Raw genomic sequence first — 23,803 nt, forward strand, 5'->3', positions numbered from 1 at the left:
GCGCGCTTACTTGCTGTCCTTGGTGACCATCTGCGCGGCCGTGCGGTCGCTGGTCATCGGTGCGACCTTCAGGCCCTTCTTGGCAGCCCACACGTTCTGGTAGTGGTAGAGCGGCAGCACGCCCACGTCGTCCGACACCAGCTTGACCGAGTGGCGCAGGATGGCCGCGCGCTTCTCGACATTGAACTCCTCGGTGGAGGCGTTCAGCGCGTTGTCCACGGCCGGGTTGCTGTAGTGGCCCCAGTTCGATGCACCCAGGCCCTTCTTGGTATCCACCGTGGCTAGCACGTTGACCAGCGCGTAGCTCGCCTCACCCGTGCCGTTGCCCCACGCCAGCATGCTCATCGCATAGTCGTTCTTGTTGGCACGGCCCGAGTAGACCGACCAGGGCACCACCTCCACCTTGGTCTTCACGCCGATGCGCGACCAGAACTGCGCCACCGCCTGCGCCGTTTCCGGGCCCTGCGGGTAGCGGTCGTTCGGCACGTGCATGGTCAGGTTGAAGCCCTGCGGGAAGCCTGCGTCGGCCAACAGCTTCTTCGCTTGTGCCGGGTCGTAGGCAATGTTCTTCACGTCGGGGTTGTAGCCGTAGGTATCGGCCGGCATCCACTGGTTGGCGACGGTGGCGGCGCCTTGCAGGATGCGATCGACGATGGCCTTGCGGTCAACCGCCAGCGACAGCGCCTGGCGCACGCGCACGTCCAGCAGCGGATTGTTTGCGAGCGGCTTGCCCTCGTTGCCGGTGATGTATTCGTTCGGGCCCTTGCGGAAGCTCGGCTGCAGCAGCATCACGCGCAGGCCGGGGTAGGCGAACACGTGCACGTTGGGCGACTGGCGCAGGCGCGCGAGGTCAGCCACGGAGACCTTGTCGATCACATCCACCTCGCCCGAGAGCAAGTTGGCCGTGCGCGCGGCCGCGTTGTTGATGTAGCGGTAGTTGACCTTTTCCCAAGGCTGCTTGCCGCCCCAGTAGTTGTCGTTGCGCGCCATGACCACGCGGTCGCCCGGCACGTACGAAACGAATTTGTAGGGGCCGGTGCCCACCACGGCGCGGCCGGCGTTGTAGTCCTCGGTGGCCGACTTTTCACCCACGTGCTTGCTGACGATGTGCACGGATGCCAGGTTCAGCGGCAGGTCTGGGTTCGGGATGTTCGTCTTGATGATGAGCGTGAGCGGGTCTTTGGCCGTGACGGATTCCACCGTGCGCAGGTAGCCCGCGAAGGTCGCCACGCTGCCCGGCACGCTGCGCGCGCGCTGGTACGAGAAGATGACGTCATCCGCCGTAAAGGGTTGGCCGTCGTGCCACTTCACGCCAGGGCGCAGCTTGAACTCCCACGTCTTCGGGTCCAGCGTCTTCCACGACAGTGCCAGGCCGGGTTGCAGCTTGTTCCACTTGTTCTCGACCAGCAGATCCCAGAAATGCACGTCGACGGAGCGGTCGCCAGCGTGGTTGTTCAGTTGTGGGTCGAGCGACGACAGCGGATCGGCAAAGCCGATGTTCAGCGTCTGCGCACCGGCAGCGCCGGCGGCAGCAAGCAGGGCAACGGCAATCGACGAAGCGAGGAGGCGTTTCACGTTTGTTCCCTTAGTTGTTGTTTGGTTGGCTTCTTATTGAAGATCGTTCAGATCGCGTCGTTCAAATGACACGCGCTGACGTGGTTGACCGCAATGCCGCGCAAGGTCGGGGCTTCGGTCTTGCAGCGGGGCATGGCGTGTGGGCAGCGCGGGTGGAAATGGCAGCCCGTCGGCGGGTTCAGCGGGCTGGGCATTTCGCCTTGAATGGCCGTGAACGTTTTGTGCCGGGCCGATAGGCGGGGAATCTCCGCCAGCAGCGTCTGCGTGTACGGATGGTTCGGGCGGCGGAACACTTCCTCCGCTGGCGCCGACTCCACCACGCGGCCCAAGTACATGATGACCACGCGATCCGACAGGTGCTCCACCACGCCCAGGTCGTGGCTGATGAACAGGTACGTCAGGTTGAGCTGCTCGCGCAGGTCCATGAACAGGTTCAGGATCTGCGCCTGGATGGACACATCCAGCGCCGCCACTGCCTCGTCGCACACAAGCATCGACGGCTGCACCGCCAGCGCCCGCGCAATGCCGATGCGCTGCCGCTGGCCGCCGCTGAACTGGTGCGGATAGCGGTCACGCAGGGCAGGGTCGAGGCCGGCGCGCTGCATCTGCGCGGCCACGTAGTCGGCAAAGTTGGCGCGATCGGTTAGGCCGTGCACGCGTGCCGCCTCGCCAATGATTTCTTCCACGCGCAGGCGCGGGTTGAGGCTGGCGTACGGGTCCTGAAAGATCATCTGGATCTTCAGGCGGGCATCACGGGCTTCATCGGCGGAGAGCGTGTTGACTGACTTGCCGTCCACACGTACCTCGCCGTCGGACGGTGGCATCAGCCCCGCGGCGATGCGGCCGAGCGTGGACTTGCCGCAGCCTGATTCGCCGACGAGCCCGACGACTTCACCGGGCTGGATGGCCAGGTCAATGCCATCGACTGCGCGCACCACGGCGGGCGGCTTCGCGAGCCCCAGACGCTGCAGCATGCCGTCAACAGGGCCGATCTTGCGATTGCCGAAGCGCTTGCCGACTTGCTTGAGTTCGACCAGCGGCGTGCTCATGCGACCTCCCGCGTGGCTGCCGGCAGCGTGCCGGGGTGGAAGCAGCGGACAAGACGTCCGGCGTTTGGCTGCGTGATCTCCGGACGGACACCGCACGCCTCGGATGCACGCGGGCAACGTGCTGCAAACGCGCAGCCGGCAGGCAGCGACAGCAGGTTCGGCGTCATGCCCGGAATCTGGCGCAGGCGCTGGCCGCGGCGGTTTTCGCTCGGCAGGCTGTCGATCAGGCCCATGGTGTACGGGTGTAGCGGCGCATCGAGTACGGCATCCACCGGGCCGTGTTCGACGATGCGGCCGGCATACATCACCGCCACCTCGTCCGCCAGGCCAGCCACCACGGACAGGTCATGCGTGATCCAGATCAGCGCAGTGCCATGCTGGCGTGCGAGCTTTTGCACCTCTGACAGAATCTGCGCCTGGATGGTTACGTCCAGCGCGGTGGTCGGCTCGTCCGCAATGATCAGGTCGGGCCGATGCAGCATCGCAATGGCAATCGCCACGCGCTGCCGCATGCCGCCGGAGAGCTGGTGCGGATACGCGCGCAGCCGTTCTTCCGGGCTGGGAATGCCCATCAGGCCCAGCGTGTCGCGTGCATGCTCGCGAGCCTGTGCGTGGCTCATGTTGCTGTGTGCGCGCACGGCCTCGATCATCTGGGCGTCGATGCGCAGCACGGGGTTGAGCGTCATCATCGGGTCCTGGAAGACCATCGCGATGCGGTTGCCCTGCAGCTTGCGCAGTTCACGCGCGGGCAGCTTGGTCAGGTCGCGGCCCTGGTAGAGGATCTCGCCGCTGACCACGCGGCCGGGCGGGTCCACCAGACCCATGATCGAGAAACCGGTGACGGATTTTCCCGAGCCCGATTCCCCGACCAGCCCCAGGATGCGCCCGCGCGCCAGCGAGAACGACACGTCGTCCACCGCCGGCAGCACGCCGTCGCGTGTGAAGAAATGCGTGCGCAGGTTGCGGACTTCCAGCGTCAACGGATTGGAACTTGCAGACGCACTCATCGTTGCGTCCTCGGGTTCAGTACTTCGCGCAGGCGGTCGCCGACCAGGTTGATGGCGACCAGCGCCAGCAGCAGCGCAATACCCGGATAGAAACTGATCCAGTACTGACCAGACAGCATGTATTGGTATCCGTTGGCAATCAGCAGACCCAGCGACGGCTCGGTAATCGGTACGCCCAGGCCCAGGAAGGAGAGGGTGGCTTCCAGCGTGATCGCACGCGCCACTTGCAGCGTGCCCACGACGATCAGCGGCGGCAGGCAGTTCGGCAGGATGTGCTTGAGCGCGATGCGCCAGCCGGGCAGGGCGAGCGAGCGCGCGGCTTCCACGTATTCGCGGCGGCGTTCGACCAGCGCTTGCCCGCGCACCGTGCGCGCGTAGTACGCCCACTCCAGCAGCACCAGCGTCAGCACGACATTGGTGATGCTCTTGCCGAGATAGGCCAGGATCATCATCGCCACCAGCACCGACGGGAACGACAGCAGCAGATCGACCGTGCGCATGATGAAGTTGTCGACCTTGCCACCGGCGTAGGCGGCAATCAGGCCGAGCAACGTGCCGATGACGGCTGCCACGGCGGCGGAGCCAATCCCCACGCCCAGGCTGATACGCAGGCCGTAGAGGATGCCGGAGTAGAGATCGCGCCCCTGGCCGTCTGTGCCTAGCCAGTACGTAAACGTGCCCAGCCCATTGGGCGAGCCCGGCGGCAGGCGCGAGTCCAGCACGTCGAGCTGCATCAGGTCATACGGGTTTTGCGGTGTGATCCACGGCGCGGCTAGCGCGGCGGCCATCAGCAGCACCACAACGGCCAGCCCGAAGATGGCAGATTTGGATGCGAGGAAATCCGCTGCCACGCGCCGCCAGGGGGATTGCTTGCGGGGCGCTGGAGCCGTCGGCGCGGCAGTCGCTACGGTGGTTTGCGAAGACGTGTTCATGCTCATGCAGCCTCCGCGTTATCCGCCGCACGCACGCGCGGGTCCAGCATGCGATACAGGATGTCGACGATCAGGTTGAGCGACACGAACAGGCACACCACAACGATGAGGTAGGAAACGATGACAGGGCGGTCCAGCGAGTTGATGCTGTCCAGGATCAGCTTGCCCGCGCCGGGCCACGCAAAGATGCTTTCCGTCACCACGGCAAAGGCGATGGTCGAACCCAGCTCCAGGCCGAGCACCGTCACCAGCGGGATCAGCGTGTTGCGCAGCACGTGCGCCAGCACCACGCGCAACGGCGACAGGCCCTTTGCACGTGCAAATTTCACGAAGTCCATTGGCAGCACCTCGCGCACGCCGGCCGAGGTCAGCCGCAGCACCAGCGAGAGCTTGAACAGCGACAGGTTGATGGCCGGCAGCAGCAGGTGGCGCAGGCCATCGGCCGTCAGCCATGACCACTCGACGCCGAACAGGCGGGCCGTCTCGCCACGCCCGCTGGCGGGCAGCCAACCGAGCGTTACGCTGAAGGCCATGATGAGCATCAGCCCGACCCAGAACGTCGGCAGCGAGAAGCCCACCACGCTGCCCGTCATCAGCAGACGCGACACCGGATGGTTCGGATACAGCCCCGCGAACAACCCCAGCGGCACGCCGATCACCACTGCGATGATGAGCGCCGCAAAAGCCAGCTCCAACGTGGCCGGCAGGCGCTGCAGGATCAGCTGGATGGCGGGTTCGTTGTAGACGAAGCTCTTGCCGAGGTTGCCGTGCAGCGCGCCGTTCAGGAAGCTCAGGTACTGCTGCCACAGCGGCTTGTCCAGGCCGAGTTCCGCAATGATGCGGGCGCGGTCGATCTGGTCCACATCCTGGCCGATCAGGATGTCGACCGGGTTGCCGATGGCATGCAGGCCAACGAAGACGATCACCGTCATCACCAGCACCACCAGCAGCGCCTGGCCGATACGGCGGAGTAGCCAACCCGTCATCGTGCTGCCCCTGGTTGGAGGTGGCTTCCACTTCAACGCCCGGCGGCGGTGCCGGTGTCCACTCGTCGCCAAAGATTTCCGGCTCTGCATACGCCTCGATGCTGGCGTAGTGCGCCTCGATGTCTTCCTGATACAGCAGGCCGGCAATGCCTTGCGCCAACCGCCTTGCACCTTCGCTGATGGCCGGGATGTCACCCGACACGCTGCCGTGCGTGAGCGATGCCGGATAGCAGAAGCAATGCACGCGCGACAGGCCGGGCAGGGTGCCGGGCGTCTTCTCGCGGAATTCAAACGCAGGGCCGAGATCGGGCGAGTCGCTCAGCTCGGTATCTTCCTCGCCGGGGCGCGGGGTGTAGCGGTCGCGCCACTGGCGGATGTGCGGTGCGAGCAGCCTGAACTCGGGGCGCGAGGCCCAGTCGGTGCGGAAGCCCGTCGAGAAGATCAGGAAGTCCAGGTGGAACACGCCCTTGGGTGTGGCCACATGCAGCACGCCATCGTGTTCGTCCACGCCCAGCACGGCACAGCCGAGGTTGAAGCGCGCATTGGCATGGCGCGACACGCGCAGTGTGCTGCCACGCGGCGGCGGTACCTGTTCAACGTTGATGTAATGGCGGATGCGCCATTTCCATGCGTCGGGCAGATGCAGGTGACCGTGCACGAGCCCCGGGCTGCCGGCGCCCTTGCCCTTGTTCACGCGGGGCAGGTCGGCGCGGCGGATCAGCAGGTCGACGCTTGCTGCGCCGGCCTCCAGCGCTGTTGCCGCCGAGTCCATTGCAGATGCACCTGCGCCGATCACGCCGACGCGTTTGCCGGCCAAGGTGCCGTAGTCCATCTCGTCGGACGAATGCGCCCACCAGCGGCGCGGCAAGCGGCGTGCGAAGTCTGGCACTGTCGGTCCGCCCAGGCCATCACGCCCGGTGGCCAGCACCACGCGGCGTGCATACACGCGCTGTGTTGGCTGGCCCGGCACGTCGATCAGGAGTTCGACCGCACCATCCTTGTGCGGGTGTATTGCCTTCACGTGGTGTTCATTGCGGACGTCAATCTGCAGCACGTGGCGGTACCAGCGCAGGTAGTCCATCCATTGCAGACGCGGGATCTTGTCGAGCACCTCCCACGCATCGGTACCAAACTGCGCCTCGAACCACGCGCGGAAGGTCAGCGCCGGCAGGCCTAGCGCGGGGCCCGTCAACTGCTTGGGCGAGCGCAGCGTCTCCATGCGTGCGGTGGTTGCCCACGGGCCCTCGAAGCCAATGGGGGAGCGGTCGAATACCACCGCGCCGACACCGAGGTGCTTGAGCGATGTCGCTGCCGCCAGGCCCGCCATGCCGCCACCGATCACGGCCACGTCCAGCACGGGTTGGCCGTTCAGTTCATGCGGAAGCGTCCACGCCTTGGCGGGCAATTCCAGCCAGGCCAGGTCTTGGCGCAAGCGGGCTTCCAGTGCCGTCAATCCGGTGGGCCCAGTCGCGCCGGGCGCTTGCGGCGCGTTGTCTTGTTGTGCTGCGGTCATGCGGACGCGCCTTCTGTTTCGTTGATGGGTTCGCCGTACAGCACCTGCAGCATGCTGGCGTGGCGCGCCGGGTCGTGCAGCTTGCAATCGGGCAGCAGGCGTTGTGCGGCGCGGGAAAGGGCGTCGATCAATGCGGTCACTGCCATCGATGGCCGCTTGGCTTCGGGCGTGATCACGCCAAAGAAGAAGGGGATGTCGGCGTCGATCGGGCGGACAGCCACGCCGTCAATCGGCACGCCATATGCCGTCACGGGTTCCAGCAACGCCACGCCAAGGCCAGCACGCACGGCAGTCAGCGCGTTGAACGAGGCGTTGGTTTCAATCAGCTCGGTCGGTGTGACGCCGGCTTGCGCAAGTGCCTGATCCAGGCGGCGGCGCAGGCGATACGGGTTGTGCATCGTGACGATGCGGCGGCCGGCGCAATCGGCCAACGCGATGTGGTCGCCGGTGGCCAGCGGGTCGCTTTGCTGCACTGCAGCCACGCACGCCGATTCGCCGATCCAATGCACCGTCACGCCGCGATGCTCAAGCGGCAGGCTGCTGATGCCCAGGTCAGCCGCGCCAGTCAGCACGGCATGCACGACCTGTTCAGGCGAAGCGCTGCGGATCTGGACGTGCTGCGCCAGTTCGGGGTGATCGGCCAGCGCCGCGGGCAGTAGCCCGGCCGCCAGCGCGGAAGTGGCCGCCAGCCTCAGCGGACGTGCCTCGCCGCGCGCGATCTCTTCTGCGCGCGTGCGAATCTGCCGCAGGCTGATCAGCGTATGTTCAACGTCCTCATACAGCAGGAAACCCTGCTCGGTGGGCGAGACACGCGGCCCCGCACGCGTAAACAGGGCATAGCCGATTTCGGCTTCAAGGTCCTGGATGAGCCGGCTGATGGCTGGCTGCGAACGGCCCAGCAGCTTGCCGGCCGCGGTGACACTGCCCGTCGACATGACGGCAGCAAACGCTTCGAGTTGTCGGAGTTCCATCTGCCTGATTGATCCCAGTCATGCATGTGGTTTGTGCATTCTGGTAGAGGCAGTATGTGAATTCCAAATAGTATTTTCTTATGTACTCATGCGTTTTACGCAGGCAACCGCTATGCCTTGCGGTGAAGCGGCGGGGTTGGGTAGCTCGCGGGCAACGTGCACCGGAGTATGTACCTATTTGACGAACGTACCGTTCGGGCCGATTACCGTCAGCTCGACGTAGTTCGATCCCTTGCGGCTGTGGGGGCCGTAGCGGACTTCCAGTCCGCCCAGGTCGATCGTGCCGGCGGACTCCAGCCCCGAGACAAAGCTGGCGCGCGTGGGTGACTTGCCCGCGCGCTTGAGCCCTTCAACCAGCACGCGTGCCGCTGCGTAACCTTCCATCATGGCGTACGACGGCGCAACGCCTGCAGCCTTGGCACTGGCCGCCATGTCACGCCCCAGCTGCGCGGTCGAGCGCACCGGAGAGGGCATCACCTGCGACACCACCACGCCGCGCCCAAGCGCGCCGAGCGACTGTGCCCACGCCAGCCCCGCATTGTTGGACAGTGCCGCCAGTTGCGCCGTGGTGCCTTGCTTATTGAGTGCTTCGACCATTGCGCGTGCGGTCGTGCCCGGACACGCCAGGATCACCGCCTGCGGCGCATACTGGCCGACTTCCGCGGCGGCCTTGGCAATGTCGGGCTTCAGGCGGTCGACGGTGAGGATGCGATGCGCATCGACCGGCAGTTTCTGCGTGGCATTGTTGAAGCCGATCTCGGTGTCCTTGCCGAAGGTGTCGTTCACGTTGACGAGCACCAGGCGGCGCAGGCCCAGCGTGTCGAAGTAATGGACCAGCTCGGCAATCTCGGTCTGGTACTTGGCGCGCACCACGAAGAGCAATGGGTCCGGCTGATCGAAGAAGGTCGATGCGCCAGTGGAGGGTGCCACCACCGGCGCGCCTACCGCACGGGCCTCAGTCATGATCGCCTCAGTATTGGGCGTGCCGCGCGGCAGGAACAGCGCAAAGACCTGTTTGTCGGCCAGCAGCGTGTGCGCGTGCTTCTTCGATGCATTGGCGTCAAAGCCATCGTCTTCGGAGATCAGTTCGATCTTGCGCCCATACACGCCACCAGCGTGGTTCACCGTATCGATATAGAGCTTGGCGCCTTGCGTCATCTCCTTGACCTGCTCGCCGGCGGGGCCCGTAAAGCCCGCGGTCTGCCCGATGAGAATCTTGCCGTCGGAGATGCCCGGTTCAGCCATCGACTGGTTCGACGCCAACACCAGACCCGTGAACAACGCGCACGCGATGGCGCCGCGCAAAGCAGAATTGCGACCCGTCATGTCTCCCCCTTTTTTTGGGTGGTTGTTTTGTCGTATTTCGTCGGGATGCTGCAACGCGCGCTGCAACATCGGCGCGACGATCCTAGCGGAGAAGCCAGGCGGCGCCCTCCCCGGATTTCCCCGGGACTGCGACATCGTTGCAACGTTTTTTGCGCACCCTCTGCGGTATAGGCGAAAAAAAAACCGCCGTACGAGACGGCGGTTTTTGCAACATGCAACAACGCGCAGATCAGTTGGTCTGCTTGGTGATCTTCGTGCCTTCGATCGACGCGCCGGCCATCAGGCCCGCGTTGGTCAGGTTGAAGCCGATGATCGGCTGTTGCGCCGTGTTGGTATCGATCGCGCCGTTGGCACCGATCTTGGCCAGTGCCACGGTGGCATCCACGCCGGCCGTCCAGCCCTGGCTGTTCTGGAATTTCTGCAGCGCTTCGTCCGTCATGAAGAGGACGATGAGTGCGCGCGACTGGGCACCGGCCTGGAAGCCCACCGAAGCGGAGGCGATGTTGTAGTAGCCCAGCGGACGGCCGCCGCCGGTGCGCAGCACGCCTTCGCCATATTGCCCGCCGACCACGAAGCCGGCATTGAGCACTGACGGGAACACCAGCACGCCCTTGGCGCGTCCAACCAGCTCGCGCGAGCCATTGGCAGTGGTGTACAGGCGCGAGAGCACGGAGTCGGCCTGCGAGTTAGTGGTGGCGTGCTTGTTGGTCGACGTCATCACGTCGGAGCCCTCGGCATTCGGGCTGGTGGTGGTACAGGCTGCGATCTGGGTGCCAAGCAGCGCGACAGCGGCAAGGGTGGCGGCAGTACGACGGCTGAGGAGGTTCTTGTTCATGGCGATCGGTCTCAGTGTTGTGGAAAGGGGGCCAAAAGGAGCAAACGAGCCCTGCGTAATGAGCTGACGTGGGCCCCGAGCCTGTCGGCCAAGGGTGTCAAGCAGGTGGCAGCAAGCGGCGTGCCCGCCATATCAGATGAACGCCTGAGCGCTCAGTTCCTGACATTAGGCGAGATTTGTGGCTGACGTAGCGCTTTTTCACATGAGTTTGTGTAAAAGCGAAAGAAGGTCGCGCCGCTTGCGTTTTTTGCGAGCGCAACAAAAAACCGGCGCGAGGCCGGTTTCTTGTGCAATGCGATGCGCGTCGATCAGATCCAGATGATGAGCGCAGCCACGCCGATGATCAGGCCGAACTTCGTCACGTAGTAGACCTTGCGGTTCCACGCCTTGAAGCGACGGCGATACTGGCCCATCAGCCAGACATAGCGGAACAGCTTGTTGATGCCGCCGGTCTGGTCGCCTTCATCGTTGGGCGAGCTGGCGGCGGTCATCACCTTGCGACCGAGCCACTTGTTGATGCGCTGTGCCCAGCCGAATTTCATCGGGCGTTCGATATCGCAGAAGAGGATCAGGCGGTCCTTGTCGGAGCCGTTCTGCGCCCAGTGCAGGTAGGTCTCGTCGAAGACCACGCCTTCGCCATCGCGCCAGCTGTGGCGCTCGCCGTCAACCTCGATGAAGCAGCGGTCGTCATTCGGCGTGGCCAAGCCCAGGTGATAGCGCAGCGAACCGGCAAACGGATCGCGGTGCGGGTTGAGCTTGCCGCCGGGCGGCAGCTCGGCAAACATCGCGGCCTTTACGCTGGGCAACTCACGCAGCAGCGCTACGGTCTTGGGGCAGAGCTGTTCGGCCGACGGGTGGCTTGCTTCGTACCACTTCAAGTAGAAGCGCTTCCAGCCATTCTTGAAGAAGGAGTTGAAGCCGGCATCGTCGTTCTTCTCGGCGGCCTTGATCTTGCGCAGGTTGACCAGCGCCAGGCCTTCGTCGCGAATCTGCGGCCAGGCGGCCTGCAGCTTCTCCAGGTCCGGAAAGCGTTCGACTGGCACATACGCCGTCTGCGGCACACCCGAGAAGGCATACATGAAGCAGTTGACCGGCGCGACCACGGCGGAGTGGTCGAACATCTGGCGCCAGAATTTCAGGCGCACCTTGCCGCGAAAGTGCACGTACAGGATAGAGCCCAGGTAGAGGGCAACGAGAATCCACTTGATCAAGGCGACTTCCTTGCCGCGCGATGGCGGTCAGCAAATGACAGGGCGCAGGGCGGGGGACTACGCTGCGCGCAATCCTTTATTTTAACCGTGGTGTGGCAATGCAGCGTTGATCCAAGCCAACAGCTGGGGCGTGGTTGATTGCGCTTTGTCACAGCCGGGTGCCAGTTTGTCGGCACAAATGTGATCTTTCATCGCGTTGTGCGCTATGCGCCTTACAATCCGGTCTTTCGCCTCGGTGCGTTTTCGGGCTGCGGGCGGCAACCGGAGGGGACCATGGACGCGAAAAAACTTGCCGAACCGCCCAATCCACTAGCCAACGAGCAGCCGACCATCGGTTTGCTGCAGGCCAGCACCGAATCGTTGGATGCCTCCATCCGCCGCGCGCAGGAAGCCTTGAGTGCCGTATCTGCCCGGCTCGCGCGCCAGGGCGTGACCGTCAGCCCGCCCGCCGATCGTTTCGTCGAAACCGATGTCATGTCGCCAGCTGAAGCGCGCGCTTTGGCCGAACGTTGCGTTGCAGGGGGTGAATCCGATGCTGCCAGCATGGCGCGGGCTTTCTCGGCGTTGCTGTCGCAGGTGGATGCGCTGGAGGCCGACCACGCGGGCCGCCGCCGCGTGCTGCGGCAGTGGATGGTGAGCCAGCTCACCTACAAAATGCTGTATCTGCACCACACCGGTCAGGACCCGACCGTGCCACCGCGCGCATTGCGGGCGCAGAAAGAGCGGGTGAAGGCGCAGGTCTCGGCACTGCTGGATGCCGGGCGCGCCTATGCCGATGTGCGCTTGACCGACCTGCGCTTCGAAGGTGATGGCGCAGGCCGGGCCAGCTAGGCGGGTTACTCCTCGTCGTCTTCCTCGGAATCGAGGAAATCGCGGCGTGTGAGCCAGTCGGCGATGGCTTCGTCGCAGGCTTTCTTCAACTTGGCCTTGTTGTCCACCTTGTCGAACAGCGTGAAGTTCATCAGCGCCAGACCTAGGTCGGTGATGTAGAACATCCGCTTGGGGTTTTCGAAGTGGACGATACGGCCATCGATGTCGCCGTCGTCTTCGGGCTCGGCGGGCATGTCTTCGAGTTCGACCACGCGGCACGCGAAGCGCGGTGCGCGCGTATGCGTCAGGTATTCGAACTCATCGTGCGACACTTCGCCCGACGGTGTGACGTCAATGGCGAACCCCCAGATAAAGCGCGGGGTCGGCAGATCCGACAGCTCGTCGATTTCATCCATCCTTGTTTCTCCAATCTGATGATGGCTTTGACTAACGGCACATTATCGCGCATGAACAGCACATTCGGGCGCGGCATGGAACACACAGTGCCGCGCTGTTTTTCGCGGTGCTCGTATGAATGATCCGCGTATTCGTCAGGTTATTGACGGTTTGGCGGCGCGCAACGCCTTTGACGCTTCAAACCTGGTGCCCTGGATTGTTGCCGGCCAGCGCGTTGGCTGGCTGGATGGCGAGCGTGCCGCACTGCTTGGGCGTTGGCCGCAGTGGTTCGATGTGTCGGCGGGGAGGGTCGATTTGCGCAATACGCTCGTCACCGAGGGCGAACGGACCGCCGCATTGACCGAGGTGATCGCACGTCTGGCCGAAGACGGTCACGTACGAGGCTGGCGTAACGAACTGTTCGCCGTTAACACGGGCTGGGGCACCCCCGTGCTGGCACTGATCGAACGTGCCGCCGCACGCTTTTTCGGCATTCGCACCTACGCAGCACACATGAACGGCTTGATCGAGGCCGCTGATGACGCCGGGCCCATGCTCTGGTTGGCCCGCCGTGCCAGCACCAAGCCGATCGACCCCAGCATGTGGGACAACCTGGTTGCCGGCGGCATCGGCCACGGCTTCGACGCGCGCGGCGCGCTGGAAAAGGAGTGCTGGGAAGAGGCGGGTATTGGCCACGATCTGGCAACCGGGCTGATGCCACGCGGCACGATCGATGTCCTGCGCACCGTGCCCGAAGGCATCCAGAACGAGACCCTGTTCGCCTTCGACCTGACGCTGCCTGCCAACTTCGTCCCTGTCAATCAGGATGGCGAGGTGGCGGGCCATCTGCGCGCCAGCCCCGACGCCGCGCTTGATATCATGGCGGACTGCGCGATGACGGTGGACGCCACGCTGGTCACCCTCGGTGCCCTGGCGCGCTTGATTCCGTCCCTCGCGCCCCAACGGTTCGCGCCCGACAACAATACGTAAAACGCTTCATGAGTCACTCCGGTTTCATTCTCACCCTGTCCTGCCCGGACCAGCCCGGCATCGTTCATGCCGTGTCAGGCCTGCTGTTTGAGCAGGGCTGCAATATTCTCGATTCCGACCAGTTTGGCGATGAGTTCACGGGCCGCTTCTTCATGCGCGTGCATTTCGTGCCCCAGGGCCAACCGCTGGATCTCGCCACGCTGCGCGACCGCTTCACGCCCATCGGGGAGCGCTTTTCGATGCAGTGGGGCATGTTCGATGCCGCGATCAAGCCGCGCGTGATGATCCTGGTCTCGAAGATCGGCCATTGCCTGAACGACCTGCTGTTCCGTGCCCGCGCCGGTCAGCTGCCGATCGAGATCGCCGCCATCGTTTCGAACCACCGCGATTTCTATCAGCTCGCCGCGTCGTACGATGTGCCGTTCATGCACCTGCCGCTGCTGCAGGCGACTGACGCGCAGAAGGCCCAGCAGGAAGCCCGCATCTGGGAAATCGCCCAGGAACAGCAGATCGACCTGGTTGTGCTTGCGCGCTACATGCAGATTCTCTCGGATGACCTGTGCCGCAAGCTGGAGGGCCGCGCCATCAACATCCATCACTCGTTCCTGCCGAGCTTCAAGGGTGCCAAGCCGTACTACCAGGCGCACGAGCGCGGCGTGAAGCTGATCGGTGCGACGGCGCACTATGTGACGGCTGACCTGGACGAAGGCCCGATCATCGAGCAGGAAATCGAGCGCGTGGACCACAGCATGGATCCCGAGCAGCTCACCGCCGTCGGCCGCGACGTGGAGTGCGTGGCGCTTGCCCGCGCCGTGAAGTGGCATGCCGAACATCGCATCCTGCTCAACGGTCACAAGACCGTCGTCTTCAAATAAGGGGCAGGTGGACGCATGACGCGACAGATCATTCTCGATACCGAAACCACGGGCCTGAACGCCGCCACCGGCGACCGCGTGATCGAAATCGGCTGCGTGGAGATGGTCAACCGCCGCTTGACCGGCCGCAACCTGCACTTCTACATCAACCCTGAGCGCGAGATCGACGCGGGCGCGATGGCGGTGCACGGCATCACCAACGAGTTCGTCGCCGACAAGCCGAAGTTTGCCGAGGTCGTCAACGAGATCCGCGATTACGTGCAGGGTGCTGAGGCGATTATCCACAACGCGGCGTTCGACTTGGGCTTCTTGGACATGGAATTCCAGCGTCTGGGCCTGCCGACGTTCCGCGAGCATCTGTCGGGCCATATCGACACATTGCGCGAGGCGCGCCAGATGTTCCCGGGCAAACGCAACTCGCTGGATGCGTTGTGCGACCGGTTGGGTGTGAGCAACGCGCACCGTACGCTGCACGGCGCATTGCTGGATGCGGAGCTGCTGGCCGAGGTTTACCTGGCCATGACGCGCGGCCAGAACACCCTTGTGATCGACATGCTGGAAGGCGGGGAGAGCGCTTCCGCTGAAACCGCTGCCGTTGATCTGAGCACGCTTGAACTGCCAGTGCTGCAGGCCACCGAGGCTGAAGCGCAAGCTCATGCCGGTGTGCTCAAAGAGATCGACAAGGCCAGCGGTGGCAAGACCGTCTGGACCCGGGAAGCGCAGGAAACCACGCCCCCGGCGGCTTGATGCGAGATCGAAGCAAAAAAGTGCGGCAGGGGCCTTTACACGGATGCGGCTTTTCGCCATAATCTCGTTTTCGCCGCATCCCGGCAGTAATCGGGTGGTTAGCTCAGCGGTAGAGCACTGCCTTCACACGGCAGGGGTCACAGGTTCAATCCCTGTACCACCCACCAATTCGCGGGAAACCGCATGAAACAAGGCCCTCAGGCAATCGCCGAGGGCCTTTTTTCTTTGCGCGAAATTCCCCGAAATTCGCCATTTGGCGGAGAAGTGGCGGAACCGAAAATCAGCCCAGACACAACGAGAACGAAAATCGTCTGGAGCAGGAATGGCTGGCATTTGGAAGCGCGGTAGCTATTGGCGGGTGGAGATCCGTCGAGCAGGCTACCCAATTCAGAACCGAACCTTCGACACCAAAGCCGACGCCGAAGCTTGGGCGCGGCGGGTTGAGTCCGAAATGGACCGCGGTGTCTTCGCGGACAGAAAGGAAGCAGAGCGGAATACGCTGGGAGATCTCCTGTTGCGATACAGCAACGAGGTTTCGCCGCACAAAAAGGGTGGTGCGCTGGAGATCCTTCGCATTCGGAAACTGCGTACCGACCCGATCGCTGCACTGAAAGTCGCTGCACTGAGTGGACAGAGCATCGCCCAATATCGCGATCGACGCCTTGCGGGCGATTCGAAGGCAAAGGCAGTTTCCGGTTCAACGGTCAATCGAGAACTCACACTCATCGGTCACGTCATCAGTGTTGCCCGTAAGGAGTGGGGCGTACACGTGGATACCAATCCGGTCTCACTGATCCGTAGACCGAAAGAGAATCGGGCACGCTGCAGGCGGCTGTACCGTGGTGAAGAGGAGCGTTTGCTGCAGGAGTTGGAACTCAGCCAGCGAACGGCCGAGGGCTTCTACGTGGCCGGGGGCTGCCGCAATGAATACGTGCGCCCGCTCGTTGTTCTGGCGCTCGAAACGGCCATGCGTCGTGGCGAGCTTCTTTCCCTCCTGTGGCAGGACGTGCACCTCGCCGACCGGTTTGTCCAGCTCCATGACACCAAGAACGGTGAAGCGCGGGATGTCCCCCTCTCGACCCGGGCCGTCTCCATCTTGGCAGAGCTTTCAACTTGGCACCGTCACAGCAGCGGTCGCGTTTTTCCGATTTCACCCGAGGCCCTGAAGAAGGCATTCGTACGCGCTTGCGACCGGGCAGGAATCGAAGATCTGCATTTTCATGATCTTCGCCATGAAGCGACCACTCGTATTGCTGAAAAGCTGGACAACATCCTGGAGCTGTCAGCGGTCACTGGCCACAAGACAGTGCAAATGCTCAAACGGTACTTTCATCCTCGAGCATCGGACCTCGCTAAGCGCTTGGGTTGACGAGTTTTCGCTTTATCAAGCGGCCTGTTGGTCGGCTGGCACCGACCAACAAGCCTGACCACAACTCACCTACTGAGAGGTGAATCATGGCTGTGCCCATTCTATCGTCGCACCCCATCTCCACTCTTCCGCGCGACAGCGAGCTGTCGCAGATTTTGGAGTTGCGAGATCCGTTCTTAATCCCGCTTGCAGACCTCGATCTGTTGATTCAGGAAGCCCCAACGGCCCGGATGCAGGGTTACTTGTTTGGTGTGCGAGACATGCGGCTCATGCTCAATGCGTGCACAGGGCTAGAGGTGGTCGTATGAGCGCGAAAATCGTCATCGCGGTGGTCTTCCTGGTTGCGTCTGGCCTACCAGTGGCCCAGACAGTCCCGGCTATCTCTTCCAACGCCGAGGGTGGCGTGCAGCGCGGGCCGGCCACGCCGGACGACCCGCTCCCCGCCAAATTGATCGCTGTAGATCCGAAGGAGGCGTCGTTTGTCGCGGAATACAACGCGAGGATCGAAGCCTTCTACAACGAGATGACCACCTATTACACGGTCGTCGACGGTTACTGCGTAAGCACTCCCATGACGAGGAAGCTTTTCTTCTTGATCAACAAGCGCTGACAAGCCATGAGCATTCGCGACTTCTTCAAAGTTTTGGCGGCAATCCCGGCTGTTGTCGGCCGCCGCCGCGCACGGGGCGGATTCACGCATGAAGCATGGCAAGACGGCTTTGCTCTGGTGGAGCTGCTGCTGTTTCCGCACGGGGTGTTTGGAGCCGCAATTTGGTACGCCAAGGGCCACCAGGAAGACCCGATGCGCTGGTTCGGCGCCGTCGTTGTCGGCTGCGCCCTAGTTTGGATATGGGCATACCTGCTGCAGCAGGCCTATCGGGCGCTCGAACGCGCCGCCCAACGGCTGGAGATCAAGTGATGAACATTGAAGCCAACGAGAAAAAGGACAAGTCCAGCATTGGCCGACACGTCAAGAAGGCCAGCCTGTACCTTGTTCCTGGGTACCCCATCTACAAGGCAATCAAATCCGCCAAGGAAACGGCCGTGGGTGGTGCGGATACGGTGCGTGACCTGGTGGCCGAGTTGGAAATGCGGAAACCGAAAACGCGGGTCATCCGGACCTACCGCGAGGCACTTGCGTTGCGCACACCTGAATCTTTGCCACTTAGGGTGATTGCCCAGAACTGTCTTAACCGTAAGCGGCTGTGCCTGGCGATGGTGACAGTCGCCTTGGCCTACACAGTCGGTGGCGCAATCGGCGGAAGCTACCTCGCAGCTCTTAGCGGGTTGCTGGCCCTCTGTTTGCCGATGCTCTTTGCCATCAAGTTCGAGCATCAGTTGTGGCAGCTGGATACCGGGCCCTTACGGCCAGATGCGCCGCTTGGCGATATCCGAGATTTCTTTCAAAGCAACGGCGCTTGGCTGCGCTTGTTCAGCCCACACCTGTCGCGATAAGGGGGGCGTCATGCGAAAGCTCATGCAACGCGGGGTGTCAGGTTTTTTGCTCTTGGCAGTCTCAGCAATGTCATTTGCCCAAGCGCAGGTGTCGATGGGCGATATCCAGAGCGCGGCGAATCGTAGCGGCGACAAATCCATGTCTCTGCTCGAGCTGGTGTTTGGGTCTGTCGTGCACAACCCGCTCGCCGGCGGCGGCTCGGGCGGAATGCTTGCCCAGGTGTTTCTTGTACTGAACTCGTGCATGCTTGCCGTCGGTGTCCTCTGGGCCACGTACCACTTCGGCGCAGCATTGATTGCTACCGGGCAAGAAGGTGAATTCATGGGGGCGAAGAAATCATCTCCCTGGTTCATCATCCGGATGTGCGCTGGCTTTTCGTCACTCGTGCCACTGTTTGGGGGCTACTGCGGCGCGCAGGTGATCATGCTATGGGCCACGATGACCGGCGTTGGCATTGCCAATCTGTCGCTCGATAGCGCGCTGGCTGTACTCAGGAGCGGTGGCTCGATGATCTCCGCGTCGGCCGCACCCCAAGCCACGTCACTCGCCAAAGCGCTGTTCGAGGCCAACTTGTGCGCTCAGGCGGCGAACACTGCGATCGATAGCATGCCGACCGACACCGGTGGTGTGAGTGTCGATCCGGCCGAGAGATTCTCGACGCTTGCGAAAGGCGACAAGATTGTCTTGATGAATCAGCTCGGTCTGTCATGCGGTGGGGCAGAGGTGGCCATTGAGCCGCCCCAGCCGCTGCCAAACTACGATGGCATGACGGTCTACAGTGCTGACCCCGGGCCCGCGTATGAACAGATGATCAGCGCACACCGAACCGCACTGAGCACGATCCAGTCGACTTTGTCGTCTGCTGCTCAAGCCTATGTGTCATCGGTTGCGAGCGGAGGTCGTCCAGCGGACCCGCAAGATACGGTCAACAAAGCTGCTCTGCAGTATCAGGCTTCGGTTACTCAGGCGATCGCTAGTTCAGCCAGCACGATCAACAGCCTGGGGAGCCTTATCCAGTCGAATTTGCAGCGTGACGGGTGGGTCATGCTGGGGGCGTGGTACCAGACATTTGCACAAGCGAACTCGCAACTGACCAGTTTGGCCAACGCCACGGCTTCAGCGGTGCCGAGCACTGACCTGGGAAACCTTCCGTACCCCCAGCTCTATCGCAAGGTGCTGGCAGCCTACGCTCAGCAGATCCAACAGGCCGCATCGACAGGGACGCCGCAGGACAGGGTGAATAGCTTGGCGACGGGCACCACGGACCCAAAGAACATCATGTCGAAGATCTTTCCAGGGCAGGCCATTGTGAAGATGGCGATCGGCATGAACTCGGGGCAAGGCCCCAACGGCGCAACCAACCCGCTCATCGGCATGAAGAACCTCGGAGACTACATCCTTGCCGGTGGGTGGACAGCGCTTTCTGGCTACGCGCTGGTGAAGGGAGGACTAGCTGCTTCCGACTCCCTGGCCGGAAAGGCTATTAGTGCCGTCGGCGACGTGTTTTCCGGCGGGGTGCTGGGCGCAATCAAAGAGGGGGCGAAAGGCATGCTGGATGCGCTCGGCCCTTTCATCACCATGATGATCATCACGCTGTTTTTTTTCGGCGCGGTGTTGTCGATCTACATCCCGATGCTGCCGTTCATCATTTGGTTCGGTGGCATCGTGTCGTGGTACGCCGTCGTTGGCGAGGCGATGGTGGCAGCTCCGCTTTGGGCGATGACACACCTTGACGGCGATGGAGAGGGCATGGGCCGGCGGACCACGCACGGTTACATCTTCCTCTTGAATGTCATGTTTCGGCCGGTTTTCATGGTCATTGGATTCATCCTTGCCGGCACCGGGATTGTGGTGCTCGGCACGTTGCTCAACACCATGTTCGGCGTGGCGATGCAGAACGCCCAGTACGACTCGTTGACCGGCCTGGTGAGCATCATTGGCTTCATCGTCTTGTACGTGGGGATGTGTCAGACGCTGGTGCAAGGTACCTTCTCGCTGATCCACGTCGTGCCTGATCAGGTGTTCTCGTGGATTGGCGGTCAAATCTCCGCGCGTGTTGGCCAAGACATGCACGATCGGAGCCAGCAGCATTATGGCGCAGGGGTGGGGCAGGGTAGCAACAGTGCTCGGAGTCGTGCATCCGAGCTGTTGCATAGTGCAAACGCAGACAAACCGTCCGATACGCCCCAAATCGGGAAGCGCGAGGTGTAGCTCAAATGAATGGGTATCCGCGCCTCGTGGCTGATTTTGTCTTGTGCGGTGCAATTTATCGTGTGGCGCGGGTAGGTGAGGGGCGCCGAACGGCCAGAAGCAGACGATCGCAAAGCTCCCAGAAGCTACCGTTCAAGGCAGATTGCGGACCTTCAGATGCGTTGCGAGAGTGATTCGACTGAGGAGTGACATCGAGTCAACACCGTGACGATCGCGCGTTCTCAAGCAGGATCGCGATAACCGCGGCGGCAGCAGCGCGAACAGCGCGCGGCGGTTCACGCCGCCCGTGTACCAGTTGTCGAGATTCATTGAACTCTGAACCGGTAGGTCGCCATTTGTGAGCCTTCCAGGCGGAGTTGCTCAGCCAACTTTGAACGCTTGGTTCGTTTAACTTTGAACTATCCGCATTTTGGTTCACGTAAGTCTGAACTTTCCTGATAACGGCGGCCGACAGCGGCTAAACAGCCCCGTCGATCTGCCAGACCACATCCGCTTTCCACGATTCCGACGCAATGAATTGCTTGAGCCTGTCTTGCAGCAGAGCGGTCCAGGCAGCGGCGAAGCGGGAAGGGGGATTCTCGCGCAGGGTCGTGATCGCCACGCTCGAACGGATGCCGGGACGGCCAATGCGATGCGCCACAAGTTCACCGCGCGCGATCTCCTCCTTGATCGCGATGTAGGTCAGGATCGAATAGCCAGCACCGGACTTCACCAGTTGCTTGGTCAGCGACACGCTGTCGACTTCCAGGGCGACGCGCAGGCGCACACCGTGCTGAATCGCCGCCTGTTCGATCAGGCGCCGATTGCTGTGCGGCAGGCCGGGCAGGATCAGCGGAATGCTGGCTAGGTCTCGAATCTGGTATTCGCGCTGATCGGCCTCTGAGCCGGGCGGCCCCACGAGGATCATGGGCTCGCTGAACAATGGGCGCACGTGGAACGCATCCAGCGGCGGCTGGTTGTAGACGACGGCGACGTCAACACGCCGATCCAGCACCCACTCCTGCAGCGAACTGCTCAGGCCTTCACGCACGTGCAGCGATACCTGGGGCCACTGCGCCCTGAAGGCTTGAACGAGATCGGCGCCGATCAGCGCCCCCATGGTCGGCGGGAGGCCAACGGCCAGATGCCCGCGCTCTTCGTCCGCGCTGGCGCGGACGTCTTCGCCGGTTTCGCTGAGGAGGTGCGTAATCATTTCAGCCCGCTCCAGCAGACGCGATCCCGCCGAGGTGAGCCGAACGCCGCGGCCATGCCGCACCAGCAGCGGCACCCCAATCTCCGCTTCCAGTTTTGCGATCTGCCGGCTCAGCGCAGGTTGCGCGATGTACAGCTCGGCCGCAGCGCGGCTGAAACTGCCGGCACGCGCCACGCGGATGAAGCTCTTGAGTTCGCGGATGTCCATACTCGTGTTCAGATATGCCGGAGAGGCATAGCTTTGTATGTTCACATGGTCTTTGTCAAGAAAAGACCGCCAATCTATGCTTTCGACAAATAACAAATCACCAAACTCGTACAGGAGACGGCTCGCCCTCAGGCCGAACGGCCAGCGGTGTTCACGCCCCCAGTGACGACCGCCTTTTCAAGCAATACAAGTCCAGCAAGCGTGTGCCGCCCGGTAACGGCAGAGCACTGAATGACTGGACGCAGGAGACACCATGAAACATCTGAAGAAGCTGCATGTGCAGGTCTTGATCGGCCTGGCGTGTGCGGTCGTCCTCGGCATCGTTGCCCCGCAGTGGGCCATTGCCATGAAACCCATCGGGCAGGCGTTCATTGCGCTGCTGAAGATGATGCTGGCCCCGATCATCTTCTGCACGCTGGTGCAGGGCCTGGCGCACGTGCGGGATCTGCGCATGCTGGGCCGCATGGGGGTGAAGTCGCTGCTGTACTTTGAAGTGGTGAGCACGGTCGCCATGGTGCTGGGCTTTGTGCTCGTCAACGTGTTCGAGCCGGGCGTCGGGCTGCACGCCACCAACTTGGCCGAAAGCGCTGATGCAGTGAAGGCCACGAGCAACGCTGGCGGCATCTCGGCCGTCAATTACCTGCTCAGCCTAATTCCACACACGCTTGTCGACGCCTTTGCTAAAGGCGACATCGTTCAGGTGCTGATCATCTCGATCCTGGCGGGCTTGGCGTTGAATCTGTCTGTCGGGCCCGACTCGGTGCTGCTGCGCGGTATGGATGAAGCGCAGAAGGTGCTGTTCCGCATGCTCGGCTTCATCATGAAGCTGGCACCGCTGGGCGCGTTCGGTGCCATGGCGGCGGCTGTGGGCAGCTACGGCGGCGTGACGCTGTTGTATCTGCTCAAGGTCATCGTGCTGTACTACGCCGCCTCGCTGCTGTTCGTCTTCGGCGTGCTCAGCTCAATCAGCTGGATGATCGGCCTGCCTTACTTCAGCGTGCTCAAGCTGATTCGAGACGAGATGCTGCTGATCTTCGGCACGGCCTCTAGTGAGGTGGCCTTCCCGCGTCTGGTGGAGAAGCTGCAGCGTGCAGGTTGTGATGAAGCCGTGGTCGGTTTCGTTCTGCCCGCCGGCTATAGCTTCAACCTCGACGGCACCTCGATCTACATGGCCATTGCTGTGGGCTTCATTGCACAGGCGACGGATACGCCGTTCTCGCTGTGGCAGCAACTCGGGTTGCTCGCCATCCTGAGCCTGACCTCCAAGGGTGGCACCACGGTTGCCGGCGGCGCATTCGTCAAGCTGGCGGCAACGCTGCAATCGGTGCGCTCGCTGCCCGTGGCGGGCCTGGGCCTGCTGTTCGGCATTGACCGTGTGATGGCCATTGCAACCGCGCTCGTCAATGTGGTGGGCAACACCATGGCGGTCTTCGCTATCGCCCGTTGGGAAGGCGCGTTCGACGCGGAAGCCTTCCATCGCGAAACCGGCGGGCTGGCCCGTTCTTCTCTCCTCAAGCTGCAGAAGCCAGCCGCACAAGCTGCGGTTGCGCAAGACGCACTCACTCACTGAGCAAGACTCACATGCAACGCATTCCCGCCCTCAATCCTGATGCGCTGGACGCAGAACAGCGTGCCGTGTACGACGCCATTGCCAATGGCCCCCGCAAAGGGGTGCGAGGCCCGCTGGCTGTCTGGCTGCATCGTCCGCTGCTTGCCGACCGCGCACAGGCGCTCGGACGTTATTGCCGCTACGACAGCAGCCTGCCGCCGCGCCTGTCCGAACTTGCCATCCTGTTCATGGGCCGCTACTGGCTGGCGGAGTACGAATGGGCCGCGCATAAGCCGTTCGCGCTCGAGGCTGGTGTGTCACCGGCAGTGATCGACGCCATTCGTGACGGCATGAACCCCGCGTTCGAGCAGCGTGACGAGGCACTCGTCTTTGCGTTCCTCACACAACTGCATGCAAAGCGTGAGGTGGACGACGGTCTGTACGCGGAGCTTGTCGATGCCATCGGGCAGGACGGCTTGGTCGATCTGGTCGGCATTGCCGGGTACTACACGCTCATCTCCATGACCATCAAGGCATTCAATGTGCCCGCGCCGGCCGGTGCGACGCCGGAACTGCCGACGCAATTGCAATAAGCA

General features: G+C 62.7%; 23 protein-coding genes, 1 tRNA gene and 1 pseudogene. 13 read left to right on the forward strand and 12 right to left on the reverse strand.

Annotation, left to right across the window (positions count from 1 at the left end):
- Positions 1 to 6 precede the first annotated feature (6 nt).
- The 10 genes and pseudogenes from ACS13N_RS04515 to lpxO all read right to left on the reverse strand — a co-directional run bounded on the left by ACS13N_RS04515 (position 7) and on the right by lpxO (position 11,405).
- Positions 7 to 1,575 (reverse strand): ABC transporter substrate-binding protein, encoded by a 1,569-nt coding sequence (locus ACS13N_RS04515; RefSeq protein WP_438930539.1) that lies wholly within the window; start codon positions 1,573 to 1,575, stop codon positions 7 to 9.
- Between the two features lie 47 nt (positions 1,576 to 1,622).
- Positions 1,623 to 2,624 carry an ABC transporter ATP-binding protein gene (locus ACS13N_RS04520; RefSeq protein WP_438930540.1) on the reverse strand — a complete coding sequence of 334 codons (1,002 nt, stop codon included), beginning with the start codon at positions 2,622 to 2,624 and terminating at the stop codon, positions 1,623 to 1,625.
- Entirely contained in the window at positions 2,621 to 3,631 is a 1,011-nt protein-coding gene (locus ACS13N_RS04525; RefSeq protein WP_438930541.1) for an ABC transporter ATP-binding protein, read from the reverse strand. Before ACS13N_RS04525 ends, ACS13N_RS04520 begins: the two co-directional genes overlap by 4 nt.
- Positions 3,628 to 4,563 (reverse strand): ABC transporter permease, encoded by a 936-nt coding sequence (locus tag ACS13N_RS04530; RefSeq protein WP_438930542.1) that lies wholly within the window; start codon positions 4,561 to 4,563, stop codon positions 3,628 to 3,630. Before ACS13N_RS04530 ends, ACS13N_RS04525 begins: the two co-directional genes overlap by 4 nt.
- Positions 4,564 to 4,565: 2 nt before the next feature.
- Entirely contained in the window at positions 4,566 to 5,549 is a 984-nt protein-coding gene (locus ACS13N_RS04535; protein WP_438930543.1) for an ABC transporter permease, read from the reverse strand.
- 13 nt (positions 5,550 to 5,562) lie between these two features.
- A pseudogene (locus ACS13N_RS04540) lies at positions 5,563 to 7,062 on the reverse strand (NAD(P)-binding domain-containing protein); the annotation flags it as partial.
- Positions 7,059 to 8,033 carry a LysR family transcriptional regulator gene (locus ACS13N_RS04545; RefSeq protein ID WP_438930544.1) on the reverse strand — a complete coding sequence of 325 codons (975 nt, stop codon included), beginning with the start codon at positions 8,031 to 8,033 and terminating at the stop codon, positions 7,059 to 7,061. The gene ACS13N_RS04545 and the pseudogene ACS13N_RS04540, both read right to left, overlap by 4 nt.
- Before the next feature lie 174 nt (positions 8,034 to 8,207).
- On the reverse strand, positions 8,208 to 9,359 hold the full coding sequence (locus tag ACS13N_RS04550) for an ABC transporter substrate-binding protein (RefSeq protein WP_438930545.1): 1,152 nt from the start codon (positions 9,357 to 9,359) through the stop codon (positions 8,208 to 8,210).
- A 229-nt stretch (positions 9,360 to 9,588) separates the two neighbouring features.
- A complete protein-coding gene (locus ACS13N_RS04555) occupies positions 9,589 to 10,194 on the reverse strand; it encodes a BPSL1445 family SYLF domain-containing lipoprotein (protein ID WP_438930546.1) in 606 nt (201 codons plus the stop codon).
- Between the two features lie 308 nt (positions 10,195 to 10,502).
- Complete coding sequence (gene lpxO, locus ACS13N_RS04560; RefSeq protein WP_438930547.1) at positions 10,503 to 11,405, reverse strand: lipid A hydroxylase LpxO; 903 nt, start codon at positions 11,403 to 11,405, stop codon at positions 10,503 to 10,505.
- A 273-nt stretch (positions 11,406 to 11,678) separates the two neighbouring features.
- Between lpxO and ACS13N_RS04565 the strand changes: the two genes are divergently transcribed.
- Positions 11,679 to 12,236: a hypothetical protein gene (locus ACS13N_RS04565; RefSeq protein WP_438930548.1), complete on the forward strand. Its 558-nt coding sequence runs from the start codon at positions 11,679 to 11,681 to the stop codon at positions 12,234 to 12,236.
- Positions 12,237 to 12,241: 5 nt separating this feature from the next.
- On the opposite strand, the gene ACS13N_RS04570 is transcribed toward ACS13N_RS04565, so the two are convergent.
- A complete protein-coding gene (locus ACS13N_RS04570; RefSeq protein WP_039599631.1) occupies positions 12,242 to 12,631 on the reverse strand; it encodes a hypothetical protein in 390 nt (129 codons plus the stop codon).
- A 115-nt stretch (positions 12,632 to 12,746) separates the two neighbouring features.
- Between ACS13N_RS04570 and ACS13N_RS04575 the strand changes: the two genes are divergently transcribed.
- The 10 genes from ACS13N_RS04575 (at position 12,747) to ACS13N_RS04620 (ending at position 20,259) form a co-directional block, all read left to right on the forward strand.
- Complete coding sequence (locus ACS13N_RS04575; protein WP_438930549.1) at positions 12,747 to 13,601, forward strand: DUF4743 domain-containing protein; 855 nt, start codon at positions 12,747 to 12,749, stop codon at positions 13,599 to 13,601.
- An 8-nt stretch (positions 13,602 to 13,609) separates the two neighbouring features.
- Entirely contained in the window at positions 13,610 to 14,476 is an 867-nt protein-coding gene (gene purU / locus ACS13N_RS04580; RefSeq protein ID WP_438930550.1) for a formyltetrahydrofolate deformylase, read from the forward strand.
- A 15-nt stretch (positions 14,477 to 14,491) separates the two neighbouring features.
- The gene (gene dnaQ, locus ACS13N_RS04585) at positions 14,492 to 15,223 is read left to right on the forward strand and encodes a DNA polymerase III subunit epsilon (RefSeq protein ID WP_438930551.1); all 732 of its coding nucleotides are present in this window, start codon (positions 14,492 to 14,494) and stop codon (positions 15,221 to 15,223) included.
- Positions 15,224 to 15,315: 92 nt separating this feature from the next.
- Positions 15,316 to 15,390, forward strand: a tRNA-Val gene (locus ACS13N_RS04590).
- A 155-nt stretch (positions 15,391 to 15,545) separates the two neighbouring features.
- Positions 15,546 to 16,592 (forward strand): integrase, encoded by a 1,047-nt coding sequence (locus ACS13N_RS04595; RefSeq protein ID WP_438930552.1) that lies wholly within the window; start codon positions 15,546 to 15,548, stop codon positions 16,590 to 16,592.
- 86 nt (positions 16,593 to 16,678) lie between these two features.
- Positions 16,679 to 16,900, forward strand: coding sequence for a hypothetical protein (locus ACS13N_RS04600; RefSeq protein WP_438930553.1), 222 nt, complete (start codon positions 16,679 to 16,681; stop codon positions 16,898 to 16,900).
- A complete protein-coding gene (locus ACS13N_RS04605) occupies positions 16,897 to 17,202 on the forward strand; it encodes a hypothetical protein (RefSeq protein ID WP_438930554.1) in 306 nt (101 codons plus the stop codon). Before ACS13N_RS04600 ends, ACS13N_RS04605 begins: the two co-directional genes overlap by 4 nt.
- 6 nt (positions 17,203 to 17,208) lie before the next feature.
- On the forward strand, positions 17,209 to 17,511 hold the full coding sequence (locus ACS13N_RS04610; RefSeq protein ID WP_438930555.1) for a hypothetical protein: 303 nt from the start codon (positions 17,209 to 17,211) through the stop codon (positions 17,509 to 17,511).
- A complete protein-coding gene (locus tag ACS13N_RS04615) occupies positions 17,511 to 18,047 on the forward strand; it encodes a hypothetical protein (RefSeq protein WP_438930556.1) in 537 nt (178 codons plus the stop codon). The genes ACS13N_RS04610 and ACS13N_RS04615 overlap by 1 nt, the downstream gene beginning before the upstream one ends.
- Positions 18,048 to 18,057: 10 nt before the next feature.
- On the forward strand, positions 18,058 to 20,259 hold the full coding sequence (locus ACS13N_RS04620) for a DotA/TraY family protein (protein WP_438930557.1): 2,202 nt from the start codon (positions 18,058 to 18,060) through the stop codon (positions 20,257 to 20,259).
- A 457-nt stretch (positions 20,260 to 20,716) separates the two neighbouring features.
- On the opposite strand, the gene ACS13N_RS04625 is transcribed toward ACS13N_RS04620, so the two are convergent.
- Positions 20,717 to 21,658, reverse strand: coding sequence for a LysR family transcriptional regulator (locus tag ACS13N_RS04625; protein WP_438930558.1), 942 nt, complete (start codon positions 21,656 to 21,658; stop codon positions 20,717 to 20,719).
- A gap of 253 nt (positions 21,659 to 21,911) precedes the next feature.
- Between ACS13N_RS04625 and ACS13N_RS04630 the strand changes: the two genes are divergently transcribed.
- Both ACS13N_RS04630 and ACS13N_RS04635 read left to right on the forward strand, forming a co-directional pair.
- Positions 21,912 to 23,228 (forward strand): cation:dicarboxylate symporter family transporter, encoded by a 1,317-nt coding sequence (locus tag ACS13N_RS04630; protein WP_438930559.1) that lies wholly within the window; start codon positions 21,912 to 21,914, stop codon positions 23,226 to 23,228.
- Between the two features lie 11 nt (positions 23,229 to 23,239).
- The gene (locus tag ACS13N_RS04635) at positions 23,240 to 23,800 is read left to right on the forward strand and encodes a carboxymuconolactone decarboxylase family protein (protein ID WP_438930560.1); all 561 of its coding nucleotides are present in this window, start codon (positions 23,240 to 23,242) and stop codon (positions 23,798 to 23,800) included.
- Positions 23,801 to 23,803: the final 3 nt, after the last annotated feature.

Source organism: Ralstonia sp. 24A2, from assembly GCF_051783885.1.
Classification (GTDB): Bacteria; Pseudomonadota; Gammaproteobacteria; order Burkholderiales; family Burkholderiaceae; genus Ralstonia.

Coding starts and splice junctions, on each gene's coding strand:
- ACS13N_RS04565 (WP_438930548.1), top strand. CDS start 11,679: ATGGACGCGAAAAAACTTGCCGAACCGCCCAATCCACTAGCCAACGAG.
- ACS13N_RS04545 (WP_438930544.1), bottom strand. CDS start 8,033: ATGGAACTCCGACAACTCGAAGCGTTTGCTGCCGTCATGTCGACGGGC.
- ACS13N_RS04525 (WP_438930541.1), bottom strand. CDS start 3,631: ATGAGTGCGTCTGCAAGTTCCAATCCGTTGACGCTGGAAGTCCGCAAC.
- ACS13N_RS04610 (WP_438930555.1), top strand. CDS start 17,209: ATGAGCATTCGCGACTTCTTCAAAGTTTTGGCGGCAATCCCGGCTGTT.
- ACS13N_RS04615 (WP_438930556.1), top strand. CDS start 17,511: ATGAACATTGAAGCCAACGAGAAAAAGGACAAGTCCAGCATTGGCCGA.
- ACS13N_RS04620 (WP_438930557.1), top strand. CDS start 18,058: ATGCGAAAGCTCATGCAACGCGGGGTGTCAGGTTTTTTGCTCTTGGCA.
- ACS13N_RS04595 (WP_438930552.1), top strand. CDS start 15,546: ATGGCTGGCATTTGGAAGCGCGGTAGCTATTGGCGGGTGGAGATCCGT.
- ACS13N_RS04570 (WP_039599631.1), bottom strand. CDS start 12,631: ATGGATGAAATCGACGAGCTGTCGGATCTGCCGACCCCGCGCTTTATC.
- ACS13N_RS04550 (WP_438930545.1), bottom strand. CDS start 9,359: ATGACGGGTCGCAATTCTGCTTTGCGCGGCGCCATCGCGTGCGCGTTG.
- ACS13N_RS04535 (WP_438930543.1), bottom strand. CDS start 5,549: ATGACGGGTTGGCTACTCCGCCGTATCGGCCAGGCGCTGCTGGTGGTG.
- ACS13N_RS04635 (WP_438930560.1), top strand. CDS start 23,240: ATGCAACGCATTCCCGCCCTCAATCCTGATGCGCTGGACGCAGAACAG.
- ACS13N_RS04630 (WP_438930559.1), top strand. CDS start 21,912: ATGAAACATCTGAAGAAGCTGCATGTGCAGGTCTTGATCGGCCTGGCG.
- ACS13N_RS04575 (WP_438930549.1), top strand. CDS start 12,747: ATGAATGATCCGCGTATTCGTCAGGTTATTGACGGTTTGGCGGCGCGC.
- ACS13N_RS04600 (WP_438930553.1), top strand. CDS start 16,679: ATGGCTGTGCCCATTCTATCGTCGCACCCCATCTCCACTCTTCCGCGC.
- ACS13N_RS04530 (WP_438930542.1), bottom strand. CDS start 4,563: ATGAACACGTCTTCGCAAACCACCGTAGCGACTGCCGCGCCGACGGCT.
- purU (WP_438930550.1), top strand. CDS start 13,610: ATGAGTCACTCCGGTTTCATTCTCACCCTGTCCTGCCCGGACCAGCCC.
- ACS13N_RS04555 (WP_438930546.1), bottom strand. CDS start 10,194: ATGAACAAGAACCTCCTCAGCCGTCGTACTGCCGCCACCCTTGCCGCT.
- ACS13N_RS04520 (WP_438930540.1), bottom strand. CDS start 2,624: ATGAGCACGCCGCTGGTCGAACTCAAGCAAGTCGGCAAGCGCTTCGGC.
- ACS13N_RS04625 (WP_438930558.1), bottom strand. CDS start 21,658: ATGGACATCCGCGAACTCAAGAGCTTCATCCGCGTGGCGCGTGCCGGC.
- ACS13N_RS04605 (WP_438930554.1), top strand. CDS start 16,897: ATGAGCGCGAAAATCGTCATCGCGGTGGTCTTCCTGGTTGCGTCTGGC.
- dnaQ (WP_438930551.1), top strand. CDS start 14,492: ATGACGCGACAGATCATTCTCGATACCGAAACCACGGGCCTGAACGCC.